This window comes from Stenotrophomonas sp. 1278 (assembly GCF_029892765.1).
GTDB lineage: Bacteria > Pseudomonadota > Gammaproteobacteria > Xanthomonadales > Xanthomonadaceae > Stenotrophomonas > Stenotrophomonas indicatrix.
Map to the genome: position 1 here is coordinate 18,408 of NZ_JARXWD010000038.1, position 17,606 is coordinate 36,013.

A 17,606-nucleotide genomic window follows, 5' to 3' on the forward strand; every position below is an offset into this window, starting at 1 on the left:
CGGAACGCCTGCGGTAGCGCCGGGCCATGCCCGGCGGATTCCGGTCAGGCCGTCAGCGAATCCAGCGCAGCTTCCAGCGCGTCGAGATTCGGCAACAACGCGCTCTGTTCGCCCAGCAGCACGCGCATGTGCACGATGTCAGGCAGGTTTTCCTCGGACGCGTCGGCCAGCAGGCCATCGCGCGGTACCGAAATCAGCTGCGGGAAGCTCTGCGTCAACAGCGCGTAGTAGGGGCGCTGCGGGTTGCCGTTGAGGGTCTTGAGCACCACCACCTTGTTGTGGCCGGCGACTGTCTCTTCGCCCAACCCGGAGAGCCGTGCGAACGACACCAGGGGCACCTGCCAGCCGTGCCAGCCGATCTCACCCACCAGCCAGCGCGGCGCGTCGGCTACCGCCTGCACCGGCACCCGCGACATCATCTCGGCCACGGTGGCATTGGGCAGCAGAACCCGTTCGGCACCGGCCGAGATCAGGACGCCACGGATCTCATCATTGCTGGCGTAGCTCATGCGGCATCTCCGTCGTCATCCAGGCCCCAGCGCGCGGCGATCACCTGCGCCAGTTCCTGCGGTTCACCGGCCACCATGCCGGCGGCGACCACCGCCGTCGCCGCAGCCGGGTCGTAGCAGCCTTCGCCCACCTGCCCGGCCACCCAGGCACCGGCGGCGGCGAGGTCCAACGCCGGGCCCACATGGGCCAGATCGGCACCGCTGAGCAGCACCAGCGCGCTGTGCTCGGCCGACAACGCGGCAATCGAGATGCCCTGCGCTTCGCTCTGGAAATACAGGCCATCGGCAGCAGCGTGCACGCCGATGTCATCGGCCAGCACGTGCACTTCGCCAGCGGTGGCGCGCTGGCCGGCTTCGGCCAGCTGCACCGGCAGCGGCGATACGCGCGCCATCTGCTTGACCAGGTTGCCGTAGCGGCCGCCGTCCAGGCGCATGTGCACCAGCACCGGCACGGCCAGCCCGCTGGGCAGTGCAGCGAGCAGGCGACGCAACGCATCGGGACCGCCGATACCGGCCAGTACCAGCAGTGCGCCGGAGCGACTGCCTGCAGGCGCGGCAGCGTCCAGGTCGACCAGTGAAAGATGTCCGGTATCGAATGCAGGTTCCGCCGATTCGGTCGAGGTGGCAGCCGATGCAACTGCCGGCGCGTCGCTGGCCTCGTCAACCAGCGACCAGGCCGTGTGGTCGGTGAATACCGACGGCGCAGCTGCCGGTACCAGCGGCGGTTCCGGTGCTGCTTGCACAGGCGCTGCCGTTTCCGGCAGCACCGGCTGCAGCGCAGCCAGCGCCTGCTCCAGCGCGACGGGCTCGTGCAGGTGTGCCGGCGGCGAATAGAGGCCATCAGCCGGCACGTCGTCGGCCCACGAACGGGCCTGTTCCAGGTGCGTCTGCAGCGCGGTTTCCTTCGGCACCGGCGGCGTCGACGGCAGGCCCGGCTCCAGCTGCAATGCCGGTTCGTCCTCGGCGCCGGGCGGCAGCACCTGCTGGTGGCCGTGCAGCTTGGCGGCAAGATGACGGCCCCAGCGCTGCGCTTCCCAACCATCGCGACGCGCGGCCAGTTCAGCCTCGTCGAACACCAGGGTCAAGCCGGGTGCTGACAGCGCCGGTTCCAGGCGCTCCAGCGCGTCTTCAATGGCCGCTTCCAGCGCGATCACCACGAACTGCGGGCGCGCATCATGCAGCGCCTGCGGTTCCAGCGTCATGGGATCGTCTTCCAGCACGATCTGCACGTCGGCATGAGCCAACGCCTCGCGCAGGCGCTCACGCGCCGCACCCGGGCGGGCCAGCAGGGCTACGGCCGGAACCGGATCGAGGTCACTCACGGACACGGGCAATCCCCAGCAAGTCGTACACGTTACGCATCAGGTCCAGTTCCTGGTACGGCTTGCCCAGGTAGCGCTGCACACCGATTTCGAAGGCGCGCTGGCGGTGCTTGTCGCCGCTGCGCGAGGTGATCATCACGATCGGCACGTCCTTGTAGCGCGGGTCGGCACGCATCGCGGTGGCCAGCTCGTAACCGTCCATCCGCGGCATTTCGATGTCCAGCAGCATCAGGTCCGGCACGCGCTCTTCCAGCTGTTCCAGGGCTTCGACGCCATCGCGGGCGACGCTCACCTCGAAGTTGTGACGCTCCAGGATGCGGCCGGTGACCTTGCGCATGGTCAGCGAATCGTCCACCACCATCACCAACGGCACCTGCCGTTCCTGGCGGGGTGCGTTGACCAGCACCGGCGCGGTCGGGTTGGCCAGGAAACGACGCACCAGCGGGGCCACGTCCAGGATCACCACCACGCGGCCATCGCCGGTGATGGTGGCGCCGTAGATGCCCGGCACCGAGGCGATCTGCAGGCCCACCGGCTTGACCACGACTTCGCGGTTGCCCAGCACCTGATCGATCGCAACGGCGGCGCGCAGGTCGCCGGCGCGGACCAGCAGCAGCGGCACCTGGGCCTGGCCGTCGGCGCGTGCCGGGGCCTGGCCGACCAGACTGCCGAGGTCGTACAGCGGATAGTCTTCGCCACCGTACCGGTAGCTGCTGTCGGCTGCTTCGAAGCGCTCGTGCGACAGCCGGCCAATACCACTGACCGAGGCGACCGGCACCGCGAAGGTGGTTTCGCCGATCTGCACGAACACCGCCTGGGTGACCGCCAGCGTCTGCGGCAGGCGCAGGGTGAAACGCACGCCCTGGCCACGCACCGACTGGATGTCGACCGAGCCGCCGAGCTGGCGCACTTCGTTGCCGACCACGTCCATGCCGACGCCACGGCCCGCCAGCTGGCTGACCTGGTCGGCGGTGGAGAAGCCCGACGCGAAGATCAGGTTGTCCAGTTCCTGTTCGCTCGGCTGTGCATCGGCAGGCAGCAGGCCGCGGTCGATGGCGCGACGGCGGATCGCTTCACGATCCAGGCCAGCGCCATCATCGGCCACGTCCAGTACGATTTCCGAGCCCTCGCGGTGCAGGCGGATGGCGATTTCGCCTTCTTCCGGCTTGCCGGCGGCACGACGTTGTTCCGGCGCTTCCAGGCCATGGGCAACCGAGTTGCGCAGCATGTGCTCCAGCGGCGCGACCATGCGATCGAGCACGTTGCGGTCAAGCTCGCCGTGGGTGCCTTCCAGGGTCAGGTGAACCTGCTTGCCGGTATCCATGCCGGCCTGGCGGACCACACGGCGCAGGCGCGGCACCAGGCCGTCGAACGGCACCATGCGCGCGCGCATCAGGCCATCCTGCAGTTCCGAACTGACACGCGACTGCTGCTGCAGGAGCGAATCGTACCGGCGCGACAGATCATCCAGCACGCCCTGCAGGCCACCCAGATCGGCGGCCGACTCGTTCAGCGCGCGGCTGAGCTGTTGCAGGGTGGAGAAACGGTCCAGTTCCAGTGGATCGAACTTCTGGTCGGCCTGGTCCTGCTCGCGCTGGTAGCGGGCCACGATCTGCGCTTCGGTTTCCAGGTCCAGGCGACGCAGCTGGTCGCGCAGACGCGCATTGGTGCGTTCCAGTTCGCCCATCGCGCCACGGAAGGCGCCGAGCTGCTGTTCCAGGCGCGAACGATAGATCGCCACTTCACCGGCGTGGTTGACCAGGCGGTCGAGCAGATCGGCGCGCACACGCACCTGTTCCTGCTGCGGACGGGCCAGCGGGTCTTCCTCGCTGGAACCTTCCACCGGCAACGGTGCCGACAACGGGGCATCGACCACGGCCACGGCCGGAGCCGCCTGCGGGGCCTGCTCCGCCACGACGACAGCACTGGCTGCAGCTGCGCTGGCAGCGGCGGTGATGTCGGTGGTGGTGCGTGCTTCAAAGGCGTCGAGCAGATCCTGTGCCGGCTCGACGATGCGATGTTCGCCGGTACGGGTCAGCAGCTGGTGCAGACGGTCGAAACCGCGTTCCAGCAACTGCACATCACGACGTTCGATCTCGGTGCGCCCGCCAGCGACTGCCTCCAGCAGCGATTCGATGCTGTGGCCGAGATCACCGATGGCATTGATGCCCGCCATGCGCGCACCGCCCTTGAGCGTATGCAGATCGCGCTGCAGACCGGCCAGGGCTTCGCGGTCCTGCGGCGCTTCGCGCAGCTCGCTGATCAGCCCATCGCAATGATCCAGCAGGTCCTTGCCTTCCTCGACGAAGATGTCGACCAGCTCGCGATCATAGATGCTGAAGTCGAGCAGGTCGGCGCTGTCTTCGGCTTCGGAGTCGGTCTGGGCTTCTTCGGTCTGGGCTTCGGGCAGGGGCGCATCCGCCGGCACCGCCGCATCGACGCTGTCGAAGGCGACAGGTTCGACCTCAACCGCCGCAGCCTCTGCCGCAACCGGCACCACGATCATGCCGCTGTCCGCCGCGGCAGCCTGGCCCGGAGCATCTTCCAGCTCGAAGAAACGCGAGGGCGAAATGGCGTCCTGCGCCGTCTCCGCGGCCCCTACGTCTTCCACCGTCGCCGGGGACGGCTGGTCGGTGCTCTCTCCTTCACCGACCGCCGCCTCCCCGCCGACGTCCGCATCCTCGGCAAAGGCTTCCGCCTCGCCAGGCGCGAGTTCGCTGGCCTGCAGGCCGAGCACGGGCCATTGCCCGTCTTCGTCCTGGCCCTGCTCCTCGTCGATCACGTGCAGGCCGGCCTCGAGCGCGGCTTCCAGCGTGACCGGGTCTGCGAAGCCCGGCACAGCCATTTCATCCTGCAGGCTGGACAGCTCGCTGTCGAGCGGCAGCGCAGCAGCATCTTCATCCACCGCCGTTTCAGGTGTGGATGGCAGCGGCGTATTCAGGTCGTTTGCGACGTCCAGGACATCCGGATCGCGGTCGTCAACCGGCAGCGCACTGGCATCCAGATACGGCGACAGATCATCCGCCGCAGTCAGCGCGGTGTCTTCCAATGCGGTGTCTTCCGATGTCGCCACTGCCTGTCCGGCTTCAATTTCCGCGGCAACGAGCGTGGAAGCAGCCACTTCCAGCGTCGACTCCGGCGCCGGGCCGTCCGGCATCGACGGCCACCCTGCATCGAAGTAGCGCGACAGATCATCGCTGCCGGTCAATTCGGCGGACTCCAGGCCCGCATCGCTCAACGCGTCCTCACTGGCCTGCAGCGCCTCCAGCGCCTCGGCACCGGTGTCGCGTTCGACCTCCGGCTCGCTCTCCACCGCATGCACCGGCTCGACCATGTCGGCGTCGGCGGCATCCGCTTCTGCGACCAGCGGAAGCAGTTGGTCTTCGTCTTCATCCTCGACGTCCAGCCCGGCCATCGGCCAGCGTGCTTCCGGCAGCTCGCCGGCCAGCGCCTGCAGGCGCTGCGCCAGTTCGGCCTGCGGCGCAATCCGCGGCTGCTCGGCCTGCAGCGCGTCCATGGTCGCGTTGATCGCCTGCGCGGTTTCGTCCAGGGCCGCCACGGCGTCATCACCCGGCACCACTTCTGCAGCCAGTGCACGCTTGATGTACGACTCGGCACCGCCAGTGACGGCGGTGATTTCCGGCACCTCGGTCATCGCGAAGGCACCGTTCATGGTGTGCACCGCGCGCAGCAACGCATCGCTGACCGGCTGTGGCGCCTGCTGCGCCGAGCGCAACCAGCCCTGCAGCGTGGCCTGGTGGAGTTCCACCTCGGCCTCCAGGATCTCACGCAGCACGCTGTCGATGTTGGCCGGGGTACCCGGCGCTTCAACAGCGCTCTGTGCGGGGGCATCGCCATCCTGCACGGCGCTGTCCAGCGGCGCGGCAGCATCGGTTGGCGCCTCGGCCGTCGGCGCGGTGGCGCCCGGCAGCGCAACGTAGAACGTTTCTTCGCCTGCACCCACGCGATCGGCGATGGCCTGCATCGCCTGCAGGTCGACGCTGACCCGCTGGCCATCGCGCAGTGCCGCGTTCAACTGCGGCAGTGCCGTGTATGCGTGATCGACCATCGCCAGTACCGCCGGCGTGGGGGCACGGGTGCCATCGAGCACGCGGTTGAGCATGCCCTCGATCTTCCACGCGAACTCACCCAGGGTACGTGCGCCGACCAGGCGGCCACTGCCCTTCAGTGTGTGGAAAATGCGGCGGATCGGCCGCAGCCGGTCCATGTTGTCCGGTTGCATGCGCCATGCCGGCAGCAGCGTGCCGAGATTGCCCAGCTCGTCGTCGAATTCTTCCAGGAACACCTCGCGGATGTCCTGGTCGATGTTCTCGGCATCGTCGTCGAAACCCGCATCGAACCCGCCCTCGGCCACGACCGGCGGCACGGTTTCGGTCGGCACGACGGCGGCCGGCATGGCCTGGGGATTGAAGCCGGCGGCAGCGGCATTCAGCTCTGCGAAGAACTGCGCATCGGCTTCGCTGAAGTCGATCGGCGCGATGGTATCCACATCGACCAGTGCCACGGTCGGCGCAGAAGGCACTGCCGGCAGGTCTTCGGATGCGGGCAGATCAACGGCCGGTGCGACGTAGACTGCGGCATCGATCGCGGCGTCGCCGTCAACGGTGGAGTCGAGCCGTTCGGTGATGGCCAGGCCATCGGCGGCCTGCGCCACCGCACCTGCGTCAATGAACTCCAGCGTCGCAGGCGAGGCCTGCTCGTCGTCCAACGACAACGTTTCCATTGCCTCCAGCGACAACACGTCATCGGCGTTGTGCAGCAGGCTGCTGTCGAAACGGAACACCACATCGTCGCTCAGCGACGTGTGGCCGTCCTGCTCGGCGGCAACCGGATCGAAGGCCGGCGAAATGACCACGTCCAGCGACGCGGCAGACGACGCCTCGTCCAACGACGTCGCCAGGAAGGCGTCATCATTGCCGTCTACGGCGCTTGCCTGCGTGTCGCCCTCTTCCGGCACCGGCGCTTCGGACAACGTCCAGGCAACAGCGTCGGATTGTTCGGCGGAGACGGGATCGAAACTGACCGGATCGAAGCTGTCGAACGTCGGCGCACGCTCGTCGCTGCGTTCGGCAGCACTACCTGCCGGCGCGTCGAATCCACCCAGTTCCCACTGCGGCACTTCCGGCGCGGGGGCGCTGGAGGCAGCGAACAACAGGGGCGGCGGGGTGCCGTGCGGTTCGGCCGACAACGCTGGCGTACCCAGCGATCCGAACATCAGGCCGTTGTCGGCGGGCGTAGCCTCCGGCAGCGGGTCGAAGGTGAAATCGGGCAGCGGCGCCGGCACGTCACCCGGTGCCGGCGCGGAGGCCTGCACGTCGATATCCAGCGGTTCGATCTGCAGCGGCTCGGCTGGCACGACCACAGCTTCGCGCATGACCGGCTGCACGTCTTCGGCAGCGACCACGCCGCGCTCGGGCAGCGGCCAGTAGCGCAGCGCTTCCAGGCTGCTGCGGGTGATGTCGAGGATGTCCTCGCGACCCGGACGGCGGTCACGCAGGGCTTCCAGGTAGTACTCCAGGCTGGCCATGGCGTCGGCCAGGGTGTCCAGCTGGCGACCACTGGGCACCCGCTGACGACCGATCAGTTCGGCTTCGATGTACTGCTGCACGCCACGCAGATAGTCTGCCGCGGTGCCCAGGTCGAGCATGCGCAATGCGCCGGAGACATCGCCGAGCAGGCGTGGCACGTCCTGCAGTTCGGCGTGGTTCCAGCTGGTTTCGATGAAAGCGACGAAATGTTCGCGGGCGGCGGCGAAATTGGCGATCGCCTCGTGCGCCAGCACCTCCACCGTGCGCCGGTTCTCCACCGCGCTCGGATCATCCTGGCCACTGCCACTGGCACCGAGGTGTGCGACCTGGTCATCCAGCGATGCATCGACATAGAGCAGCGCACCGGCGATATCCAGCAGCATGTCTTCGTCGATCTGCTGGCGGCCCTCGACGACCCCGCGCAGCGCGTCGCGCTGCTGCACGACCACGCCCCTCGCAGCGCCCAGGCCGAGCATGCCCAGCGTATCGGCCACCGAACCCAGCTTGGTCACCTGCTCCTGCAGCTGCTGCGGCGAACCGTCGGTACGCAGGTGCAGGTCCAGCGCGTCCTTGACCTGCAGCAGTTCTTCCTTGACCGCGTTGCCAACGGTGTCCAGCAGCTCGCGGTTGCGGCCGCTGAGGCTGCCGCGTGCATGGTCCAGTTCCGCTTCGGTGGCGGTCACCGAATCGGGCGCGAACGCGAACAGCACGCTGTCGTTGATCAGCGCTTCGCCACGGGCGGCGCGGATCTCGTTGAGCAGCGGCTGCAGCACGATCGGGATGTCACGGTGTCCGTTCTGCAGGCGCTCCAGGTAATCGGGCAGCAGCACGCTGCCGCGCATCAGGGTGGCACAGGCCTCGTCGCGCTCGGCGACCTCGCCCTTGCCGACGGCGATGGCGAGCTGTTCCAGCTCCTCGGCCACCATCGCCGGTGCATACAGTTCGACCATGCGCAGCGTGCCCTGCACCTGGTGCAGGTAGCCGGCGCAGATGCGCATGCGGCTGCTGTCGGCCGGATCTTCGGCGAAGTACTCGACCTCGTTGCGCACCAGGCGCAGGGTCTCGTCCAGCTCGGGCTTGACCCAGCCCAGGGCTGCGTGGCTCATCGCATCGCGCAGGCTGCTCATGGATGCGCTCCGGTCGCCGCCGCGCGACGGTCGCGCGGATCCTGGCGTGGGGAATGGAAATGCTTCATCGACTGGTTCCTTGCTCGCCGCCCTGCCCGTGTCACGCCGGCAGCTTGAAGTCGGCGACCGAACGACGCAGGTCGGCCGCCAGCTGCGCCAGGTGACCGATCGACTCGGCGGTCTGCCCGGCACCCTGCGAGGTCTGGCCGGTGATCTGGCGGATCACGCCCATCGTGCGGGTGATGTCCGACGCCGCCGACGACTGCTGCTGGGCGGCGATGGAGATGTTCTTGATGAGGGTATTGAGTGCGTTGGACACGCGCTCGATTTCGGTCAGCGCGGTGCCGGCGTCCTCGGCCAGGCGTGCACCGGACACCACTTCGGCGGTGGTCTGTTCCATCGAGGTGACCGCTTCGTTGGTGTCGGCCTGGATGGCCTGCACCAGGTTCTCGATACGTCGGGTCGCACCGGAGGTGCGCTCTGCCAGGCGCTGCACTTCGTCGGCCACGACCGCGAAACCACGACCGGCTTCACCGGCCGAAGCCGCCTGCACGGCCGCGTTCAATGCCAGGATGTTGGTCTGCTCGGAAATGTCGTTGATCAGTTCCACGATCGAGCCGATCTCCTGCGAAGATTCGCCCAGGCGCTTGATGCGCTTGGAGGTCTCCTGGATCTGGTCGCGGATCTGGTCCATGCCCTGGATGGTCTCGCGGACCACGCCGGCACCTTCGGCGGCGATCACCACCGAACGCTGTGCCACGTCGGCCGACTCGGCCGAGTTGCGCGATACCTGTTCGATGCTGGCGGCGATTTCGCCGATCCGGTCCGACGCCGAGGTGATCTGGTTTGCCTGGTGGCCGGCCGCTTCGGCCAGCTGCATCGCGGTGGCCTGCGTTTCCTGGGTCGACAGCGCGACCTTGGCCGAGGTGTCGTTGATGGTGGTCACCAGGTGGCGCAGTTCATCCACCGCGTAGTTGATGGCGTCCGCGATCGCGCCGGTCATGTCCTCGGTCACCGAGGCCTTCACCGTCAGGTCGCCCTCACCGAGCGAGGAGATTTCATCCAGCAGCCGCATGATCGCCTGCTGGTTGCGGCTGTTGAACTCCACCTGGGTCTGGTAGCGCAGTTCCTGCTCGCGCGAGCGGCTGCGCACGTTGGTGGAGACGAAACCGATGATCGCGATCAGCGACAGCGCACCGGACACCACGCCGATCCAGAAATTCGGGAACAGGCGGGTGTCGGACACCGAACCGAACGAGGAGAAGGCTTCGAACAGCTTGCGGCTGTCGGTCAGCATCTTCGCCGAACCCTGGCCCAGTGCGGAGGCAGCGGACTGCGCGGCGAACAGCTGGCGCGAGCTGGCCAGGATCGCGTCGGCGTCCTGCTTCATCGCCTGCCACTTCTGCTGTGACTGCTCCAGCGCAGCGACGGCGGCAGCGCCGCGTACTGCGGTGATGCCCAGATCCTCGTTGCCATTGCGCAGCGCGTCGAGCACCTGCGAGAACACGGTGATGTCGCGGGCCAGCGCGTCACCGGCAGCGGCCGCAGCCGTGCCGCCGGCGCGGATTTCAGTCACGCGACGCGCCATCGAACCGGCCACCACCACCTGCTGCAGGGCGCTGTAGACCTGCGATGCCGGGGCGCCGGAGGCGGACATCGCACGCACCAGCTCGTTCAACTGGGCCTGCAGGCCCGGCACCGCACCGGAGAAGTTGTTGGCGTTGCCGGCCAGGGCCAGCACTGCCGGTTCGCTGGCCACCAGCTGGCCTGCCTGCTTGCCCAGCGGCGCCCAGGTGTCGGCCAGCGTCGAGATCGCCCCGGACACGCCGGGCTCGTTGCCGTAGCGGCCCTGCAGGGTCGACACGTTCTGCTCGATCGCGTTGCGGGTGGCCTTGAAGGCGGTGAAGGCCTGCGCGTTGCCGCCGACCGCGTCACGGCCCTGGTTGGCCAGCTGCTGCGACAGCACCTGCAGGTCCGCGGCCTTGGAACCGGCATCGGCCAGGCGGCTGCCCTGCCAGGTGGACACGCCGGTGTTCACACCGAACAGGATCATCGACAGGGCCAGCAGCGCCAGCCAGAGGTTGCTGCCGCCCAGCCGCAGCTTGCCGGACTTGGTGGCATCCGAAGCAGTACTCATCGTTCAACCTCGATTTTCAATGCAGGGGGCGATGCCCGGCCTCAGGCCGCGGCTTGCCGGAATTCAGGGGTACGCGACAGCAGCGAGAGCGAGAACACGCCCCAATCGTTGCCATCGGCATGGAAAGCGCGATCGACGAAGTGGCCGTAGCGTCCCTCGGCCAGTGAACCGGCCTCGATCTGCTGGGTCAGCTCGAAGCTGCGCTGGCCGAACAGTTCATCGATGGTCAGGGCGACGTCGCCACCGGCTTGGCGCATGATCAGCACGCGCTGGCCTTCCTGCTGGACGGTACGCGCTCCTTCCAGGAAGTACTTCAGGTCGACCACCGGGAACAGGTTGCCGCGCAGGTTGCCCACGCCCAGCAGCCACGGCTGCGCGCAGGGCACCGGGGTCACCGGCGGCATCGGCACGATCTCCACCACTTCGCGGAAATCGGACACCAGCCGACGCTGGCCAACACGGAAACCGACGCCACGCCACAGGTCCTGGGCGAACTGCCGCCCGGGCAGCTGCACCGCGTGGGCCAGGCTGCGCCGTTCGTAGGCTTCAAGAATGTCGAAGGGCGAGCGCATCAGGCCACCAGCTCGTTGATCCGGGCGATGAGTTCTTCCTCGCGCGGCGGCTTGACGATGTAGTCGGCGGCACCCTGGCGCAGCCCCCAGGCCTTGTCGGTTTCCATCGCCTTGGTGCTGACGATGATGACCGGGATGTGCTTGATCGCTGCGTCGCGGGCCATCGCCCGGGTCGCCTGGAATCCGCTCATGCCCGGCAGCACCACGTCCATCAGGACCAGCTGCGGCACCTGGTCGCGGACCAGCTGCAGGCCATCTTCGGCATTGTCCGCTTCCAGCACCTCATGGCCGGCACGGCGCAGCCATTGGGTGAACACCGCGCGGTCGGTCGGTGAATCCTCGATCAGGACGATACGAGCCATTGTGCCTTTCCCCCCTGGTCAGGCGTTGACGTATGTGCGGATGGCACCCAGCAGTTCTTCGCGCGTGAATGGCTTGGTCAGGTATTGCTCCGAGCCGACGATGCGCCCCCGCGCCTTGTCGAACAGACCATCCTTGGACGACAGCATGATCACCGGGGTCGCCTTGAACAGCTGGTTTCCCTTGATCAATGCGCAGGTCTGGTAGCCATCCAGGCGCGGCATCATGATGTCGACGAAGATGATCTGCGGCTGCTGGTCGGCAATCTTGGCCAGGGCCTCGAAACCGTCCGTCGCGGTCACTACTTCGCAGCCTTCGCGCTTCAGCAGTGTTTCCGCAGTCCTGCGGATGGTCTTCGAGTCATCGATGACCATCACCCGGAGTCCTGCGAGCTCCCCGCCCGCAGTCGTGTTTTCAGTCATTGCCATTCCCCAAGCGCACGGCCCAATCTTTGGCGGGAGCCGCTGCGAAAGCGTATCTATATCGCACTTCCCGCGCCCGCTTCAAGGGCGGTCCGTGGCGCGGGGCGTGGCGCCGGGCTGAACGTGACCGGATTGGCAATCACTGCGCAGCCCGGCAAGGGACGCTGCGTTGCACATCGCCGGGGAGGCGCACGGCCGGCGTTGCCGCTACCATCAACGCCTTGCCTGACAGGTGCACCCATGCCGTTGAACGTCATCGTGGTGATGGACCCCATCGCCCACATCAAGATCGCCAAGGACACCACCTTCGCCATGCTGCTGGAAGCCCAGCGCCGCGGCCATGCCCTGCACTACGTGCGCCCGGGCGGGCTGGCGCTGGAAGGCGGGGTGGCCGTGGCCTGGACCGCCCCCCTGCAGGTGCGCGACGACCCGGCCGGCTGGTACGAGCTGGGCGCATTCAGCCGGACCGAATTCGGTCCCGGCCAGATCGTGCTGATGCGCAAGGACCCGCCGGTCGACGCCGAGTATGTCTACGACACCCAGGTGCTGGATGTCGCTGCCGCCGCCGGTGCATGCGTGGTCAACAACCCGCAGGGCCTGCGCGACTACAACGAGAAGCTGGCCGCGCTGCTGTTCCCGCAGTGCTGCCCACCGACCCTGGTCAGCCGCGACGCCAAGGCACTGAAGGCCTTCGCGCTGGAACACGGCCAGGCGGTACTGAAGCCGCTGGATGGCATGGGCGGGCGCTCGATCTTCCGCAGCGGACAGGGCGACCCCAACCTGAACGTGATCCTGGAAACGCTGACCGACGGCGGCCGCAAGCTCGCCCTGGCCCAGAAGTTCATTCCCGACATCACTGCCGGTGACAAGCGCATCCTGCTGGTCGATGGCGAGCCGGTCGATTACTGCCTGGCGCGCATTCCGCAGGGCGATGAGTTCCGCGGCAACCTGGCCGCCGGTGGCCGCGGCGAAGGCCGTCCGCTGAGCGAACGCGACCGCTGGATCGCCACCCAGGTCGGCCCGGAAATGAAGCGTCGCGGCATGCGTTTCGTCGGCCTGGACGTCATCGGCGACTACCTGACCGAGGTCAACGTGACCAGTCCGACCTGCGTGCGCGAGCTGGACGCGCAGTACGGCCTGAACATCGCCGGCACCCTGTTCGACGCGATCGAGGCCGATCTGCGCTGATGGATGCCGCACCTGCCGTCCTCGCCCCACCGGCGCGTGAAGCGCAGCGGCTGGGCGCCACCATCGCCCTGTCGGTGCTGGTGCACGCCCTGCTGATCCTCGGGGTCGGCTTTGCCGTGAAAGGCGACGCGCCCCTGGTGCCGACCCTGGAAGTGATCTTCAGCCAGACCCGCACCGCGCTGACCCCGAAGCAGGCCGATTTCCTGGCTGCCGCCAGCCAGGAAGGCGGTGGCGAGCACGATCGTGCGCAGCGCCCCCGCGACAACCAGGCCGGCATCGTGCCGCAGGCCCAGGCCGGCATCAGTCCGGTACCCCAGCAGCAGCAGTCGGCAGCACCGGTGCCGCCGCCGCAGGCGCGGGTGGTCAGCAGCCGCAATGGCCAGGACACCGTGGCCGTGGCGCAGTCGCGCCCTACTCCGCTGCAACCAACACCGGATGCACCGATGACCGCGCGCGAACAGCGCGATGCTGAAATGGCGCGGCTGGCGGCGGAAGTGCACCTGCGTTCGGCGCAGTACGCCAAGCGCCCGAACCGGAAATTCGTTTCGGCCAGCACGCGCGAGTACGCCTACGCCAATTACCTGCGTGCGTGGGTGGACCGCGCCGAGCAGGTCGGCAACCTGAACTACCCCGACGAAGCGCGGCAGCGCCGGCTGGGTGGCCAGGTGGTGATCAGCGTGGGGGTACGCCGCGACGGCAGCGTGGAAAGCAGCCGGGTGTTGAAGTCCAGCGGCACGCCGCTGCTGGACGAGGCCGCGCTGCGGGTGATCCAGCTGGCGCAACCGTTCCCGCCGTTGCCCGACAGCGAAGACCAGATCGACATCCTGCAGGTCACGCGCACGTGGGTGTTCCTGCCCGGTGGCGAACTGCGCGACGACCGGTGAGGTTTTCTGCCCGGGCCTGCGGCCCGGGACCCGCTGGAAGCAACAGCAACAGCAACAGCAACAGCAACGGCAACGGCAACGGCAACTGCAACGTCAAGATCAAGAGCGGCGGTTGGGCTGTTCGGTTTGGCGGGGCGGGGGGGGGGGGGGGGGCGCCGCCCCCAACCCCCCCGCGGGGGGGGGGGGGGGCCCCCCCCCCCCCCCCCCGGGGCCCCCCCCCCCCCCCCCGCCCCACCCCTGACAGATCGCGGCGCATCTTTGCTGTTGGTAGCTGTCGACCTTGGTCGACACGATGCATCCACGCCATGCCTGCACGGTAGATCCACGCCATGCGTGGATGCGAGCGAAGCGACCGGCTTTTGAATTTGATTTTTTTTGATTTTCCGTGGCGAACGCGAACGGAAACTGTCCGTGGCCGGGCGGGTGGGCTGCGCAGGGGCGTAAGCGCCATGGATGGCGCGCCCGAGCCTACATGGACGTATTCACGGCGCCCCCTGCGCAGCCCACCCGCCCGGCCAACCCACGGCTTCTGCTGTCAGCGACCCACCACCCCGCCACGAGGGGCTCAGCCGTTGGCCTTCGCCTTGGCATCCCGCGCCGCCTGCTGCTCGACCAGCGTCAGCGCCACGTTGTCCCGCAGGTACGCCGGCTCGACCTTCTCCGGCGCAATGCCTTCGCCGCGCGCGAACGCCGGTACCGCCAGTGCCAGCACATCCGCTGCACGTGGCAGCGCCGTTGCATCGAAGCGGCGCAGGCCAGCCCCCAGCTGCGCGACCAGCGCGCCCTCGGCCGCGGCAAACCCGGTGCCGACGCCGTAGACGGACGCAGCATCCGGCAACGACACCGCCGCCGGCACGCACACGCGCTCGGCATCCCGCGCCACCGGCAGTCCATCCACGCGCTCGAAGCGTGCCACGTACAACTCGCCCATCCGCGCATCGATCGCCGACAGGATCTGCTTCTCTTCCACCGGCGCGCGCAGCGCCAGCACCTGCAGCGTCGACACCGGCAGCAACGGCCGATCCAGCGCCAGCGCGATGCCCTGCGCCAACGCGATCGCCAGGCGCACACCGGTGAACGCACCGGGACCACGGCTGAGCGCGATGCCGTCCAGCTGGCGGCGGCTGATGCCGGCCTCGGCCAGCAGCTCCTCCGCCCACGGCAGGCTCAGTTCGGCATGCCGGCGGGGGGCGATCTCGAAGCGTTCCCGTACCTGCCCATCGACATGCAGGGCTACGGAACAGGCTTCGGTGGCGGTTTCAAAGGCGAGCAGTTTCATCGGATCGGGTCAGAACAGGGGGAACGTGGCGCCGGGAGCCGGCTCCGGCCCCGCCACGGCGGCGGTCGGGGCAGCGGCATCCGCCACGGGCGCCCATTGTGGCGCAAAGAAGGCCTGCACATCGGCCAGGGCCCGGGTTCGCCGGAACGGCGGCAGCGACTGCAGGAAGACCTTGCCATAACCCCGGTTGAGCAGGCGCGGGTCGCACAGCACCAGCACGCCACGGTCGGTCTCGCTGCGGATCAGGCGGCCAACGCCCTGCTTCAGGGCAATCACCGCCTGCGGCAACTGCTCGTCGCGGAAGGGATTGCCGCCCTGGGTGCGTATGGCATCCAGCCGCGCTTCGTACACCGGATCATCGGGCGTGGCGAAGGGCAGCTTGTCGATCACCACCACGCTCAATGCCTCGCCGACCACATCCACGCCCTCGCGGAAGCTGGCCGAGCCCAGCAGCACGCCATTGCCGGATTCGCGGAAACGCTGCAGCAGGGTCGCGCGCGGCGCTTCGCCCTGCACGAACAGCGGCCAGGGCCCATCACGCAGCGCCTCGGCCGCCTCGCGCAGCGCACGATGCGAAGCAAACAACAGGAACGCCCTGCCCTGCGACGCCTGCAGCACCGGACGCAGGACCTGGATCAGTGCGGTTCCGAAACCGCGCGCAGCCGGATCCGGCAGGCCTTCAGGCAGGTAGCACAGTGCCTGCTCGGGCCAGTTGAACGGACTGGGCTGTACCAGCGTCTGCGGATCATCCAGGCCCAGGCGCGTGGCGATGTGCTCGAAGCCACCGCCAACGGTCAGCGTGGCGGAGGTGAAAATCCATGCGGCATGGCTGCGCTCGCGATGTTCGCGCAGCGGTGCGGACACATCCATCGGCGTGCGCTGGCAGCGGAAACCGCGCGCGGTCAATTCATACCAGAGCACGTCACCAGCGACGGCGGTCGCTTCTGCAGGATCGGCATCGAAGTCGAGCGCGGGTTCTTCATCCCCCAGCCAACGGCCCAGCCGCGAAATCGCCTCACGTGCGCGCGCATGGCAGGCATCGAGGCCAGCAGCGGCTTCGCGCAGCGGTTGCAATGCCAGCTCCAGCACCACCAGGCTGGACATCACCGCATCGAAACCCTCGCGTACCTGCGGCATTGCCAGCGCGCGCCATTGGGTGCCACGCGCGGGCAGCCCCTCCATCGCAGCACGCAGTGCAGACAATGCCTGCTGCAGATGATCGACCGGTTCCTGCAGTGCAGACTGTGCGCCACCCACGCCGCGCGCTTCAACCAGGCAGTCACGGCCCAGTTCCTGCCAGGGGCGCATGCCGAAGCCTTCGCCGAAGAACTGCGCGGCCAGTTCGGGCAGCTGATGGGCTTCGTCGATGACGAAGGCCTGCGCACCGGGCAGCAGTTCACCGAAGCCCTCCTGCTTCAGCGCCAGGTCGGCCAGCAGCAGGTGGTGGTTGACCACGACCAGGTCGGCGGCCTGGGCACGCTGGCGGGCCCGCACGACGAAGCAGTCATCCCAGAACGGACACTCGTTGCCCAGGCAGTTGTCGACGGTGGAGGTGACCATCGGCAGCAGCGGCGAGTCGTCGGCCAGGCCATCGAGTTCGGCGATATCGCCCGATTCCGAGCGACCGGACCAGGCCAGGATGCGCTGGAACTGTGCCGCCTGTTCCGGGCTGGAGAAGCGCGGCTCGCCGCGTGCCTGCTGCAGGCGGTAGCGGCACAGGTAGTTGCTGCGCCCCTTCAGCAGCGCGCTGCGCAGGCCGACGCCCAGCGCCTGGCGCACGCGCGGCAGGTCACGGTGGTAGAGCTGGTCCTGCAGCGCACGGGTACCGGTGGAAATGATGGTGCGCATTCCGGACAGCAGCACCGGCACCAGGTAGGCAAAGGTCTTGCCGGTGCCGGTACCGGCTTCGGCGAGCAGCAGGTCGCGCTGCTGCATCGACGCGGCAATGGCCTCGGTAAGGCGCAGCTGCGCAGGACGCGGAACGAACGCATCCAGATGGGAGGCGAGCGCGCCGCCTTCGCTGAGGGCTTCGCGGCTGGCATGGACAAGGTCGGACATCAGGTGGAAAGGATACCCGGCCGGGCGCTGCCCGGCACCCGTTTGAAGCCGGAGCAACGGCAACAACAACGGCAACAGCGTTTGTTCATGGCTCTGGGTTGTACTGAGGGCTGGCGGGGGGGGGGGGGGGTTGGGGGGGGGGGGGCCCCCAAAACCCCGGGGGGGGGGGCCGGGGCCACCCCGCCCGGCCCCCCCCCAC

11 protein-coding genes are annotated in these 17,606 nt (G+C 68.2%); 2 read left to right on the forward strand and 9 right to left on the reverse strand.

Annotated features, from left to right (window positions below):
• Window positions 1-44 precede the first annotated feature (44 nt).
• From M2299_RS19880 to pilG, 7 genes are all read right to left on the reverse strand, one after another.
• Window positions 45-509: a chemotaxis protein CheW gene (locus tag M2299_RS19880; RefSeq protein WP_025877758.1), complete on the reverse strand. Its 465-nt coding sequence runs from the start codon at window positions 507-509 to the stop codon at window positions 45-47.
• A complete protein-coding gene (locus M2299_RS19885; RefSeq protein ID WP_280884878.1) occupies window positions 506-1,837 on the reverse strand; it encodes a chemotaxis protein CheB in 1,332 nt (443 codons plus the stop codon). Before M2299_RS19885 ends, M2299_RS19880 begins: the two co-directional genes overlap by 4 nt.
• Window positions 1,824-8,507: an Hpt domain-containing protein gene (locus tag M2299_RS19890; protein WP_280884879.1), complete on the reverse strand. Its 6,684-nt coding sequence runs from the start codon at window positions 8,505-8,507 to the stop codon at window positions 1,824-1,826. The genes M2299_RS19885 and M2299_RS19890 overlap by 14 nt, the downstream gene beginning before the upstream one ends.
• Window positions 8,508-8,607: 100 nt before the next feature.
• The gene (locus tag M2299_RS19895) at window positions 8,608-10,644 is read right to left on the reverse strand and encodes a methyl-accepting chemotaxis protein (protein ID WP_059064855.1); all 2,037 of its coding nucleotides are present in this window, start codon (window positions 10,642-10,644) and stop codon (window positions 8,608-8,610) included.
• A 41-nt stretch (window positions 10,645-10,685) separates the two neighbouring features.
• Complete coding sequence (locus tag M2299_RS19900) at window positions 10,686-11,216, reverse strand: chemotaxis protein CheW (RefSeq protein WP_025877750.1); 531 nt, start codon at window positions 11,214-11,216, stop codon at window positions 10,686-10,688.
• Complete coding sequence (locus tag M2299_RS19905; protein ID WP_025877749.1) at window positions 11,216-11,578, reverse strand: response regulator; 363 nt, start codon at window positions 11,576-11,578, stop codon at window positions 11,216-11,218. Before M2299_RS19905 ends, M2299_RS19900 begins: the two co-directional genes overlap by 1 nt.
• A gap of 18 nt (window positions 11,579-11,596) precedes the next feature.
• Window positions 11,597-11,998 (reverse strand): twitching motility response regulator PilG, encoded by a 402-nt coding sequence (pilG, locus tag M2299_RS19910; protein ID WP_005418455.1) that lies wholly within the window; start codon window positions 11,996-11,998, stop codon window positions 11,597-11,599.
• A gap of 240 nt (window positions 11,999-12,238) precedes the next feature.
• Between pilG and gshB the strand changes: the two genes are divergently transcribed.
• Together gshB and M2299_RS19920 are read left to right on the forward strand one after the other, a co-directional pair.
• On the forward strand, window positions 12,239-13,186 hold the full coding sequence (gene gshB, locus M2299_RS19915) for a glutathione synthase (RefSeq protein ID WP_280884880.1): 948 nt from the start codon (window positions 12,239-12,241) through the stop codon (window positions 13,184-13,186).
• Entirely contained in the window at window positions 13,186-14,070 is an 885-nt protein-coding gene (locus M2299_RS19920; protein ID WP_032974976.1) for an energy transducer TonB, read from the forward strand. Before gshB ends, M2299_RS19920 begins: the two co-directional genes overlap by 1 nt.
• A 565-nt stretch (window positions 14,071-14,635) precedes the next feature.
• Here M2299_RS19920 and tsaB read toward each other — a convergent pair.
• Together tsaB and M2299_RS19930 are read right to left on the reverse strand one after the other, a co-directional pair.
• The gene (tsaB, locus tag M2299_RS19925) at window positions 14,636-15,349 is read right to left on the reverse strand and encodes a tRNA (adenosine(37)-N6)-threonylcarbamoyltransferase complex dimerization subunit type 1 TsaB (RefSeq protein WP_025877742.1); all 714 of its coding nucleotides are present in this window, start codon (window positions 15,347-15,349) and stop codon (window positions 14,636-14,638) included.
• Between the two features lie 9 nt (window positions 15,350-15,358).
• Window positions 15,359-17,407, reverse strand: a complete 2,049-nt coding sequence (locus M2299_RS19930; protein WP_105164526.1) for an ATP-dependent DNA helicase — start codon at window positions 17,405-17,407, stop codon at window positions 15,359-15,361.
• Between the last annotated feature and the right edge of the window lie 199 nt (window positions 17,408-17,606).

Excerpts from the sequence above, each read along its gene's own strand:
- M2299_RS19880 (WP_025877758.1), bottom strand. The coding sequence starts at position 509 with ATGAGCTACGCCAGCAATGATGAGATCCGTGGCGTCCTGATCTCGGCC.
- M2299_RS19890 (WP_280884879.1), bottom strand. The coding sequence starts at position 8,507 with ATGAGCAGCCTGCGCGATGCGATGAGCCACGCAGCCCTGGGCTGGGTC.
- M2299_RS19905 (WP_025877749.1), bottom strand. The coding sequence starts at position 11,578 with ATGGCTCGTATCGTCCTGATCGAGGATTCACCGACCGACCGCGCGGTG.
- M2299_RS19895 (WP_059064855.1), bottom strand. The coding sequence starts at position 10,644 with ATGAGTACTGCTTCGGATGCCACCAAGTCCGGCAAGCTGCGGCTGGGC.
- M2299_RS19930 (WP_105164526.1), bottom strand. The coding sequence starts at position 17,407 with ATGTCCGACCTTGTCCATGCCAGCCGCGAAGCCCTCAGCGAAGGCGGC.
- gshB (WP_280884880.1), top strand. The coding sequence starts at position 12,239 with ATGCCGTTGAACGTCATCGTGGTGATGGACCCCATCGCCCACATCAAG.
- pilG (WP_005418455.1), bottom strand. The coding sequence starts at position 11,998 with ATGACTGAAAACACGACTGCGGGCGGGGAGCTCGCAGGACTCCGGGTG.
- M2299_RS19920 (WP_032974976.1), top strand. The coding sequence starts at position 13,186 with ATGGATGCCGCACCTGCCGTCCTCGCCCCACCGGCGCGTGAAGCGCAG.
- M2299_RS19900 (WP_025877750.1), bottom strand. The coding sequence starts at position 11,216 with ATGCGCTCGCCCTTCGACATTCTTGAAGCCTACGAACGGCGCAGCCTG.
- tsaB (WP_025877742.1), bottom strand. The coding sequence starts at position 15,349 with ATGAAACTGCTCGCCTTTGAAACCGCCACCGAAGCCTGTTCCGTAGCC.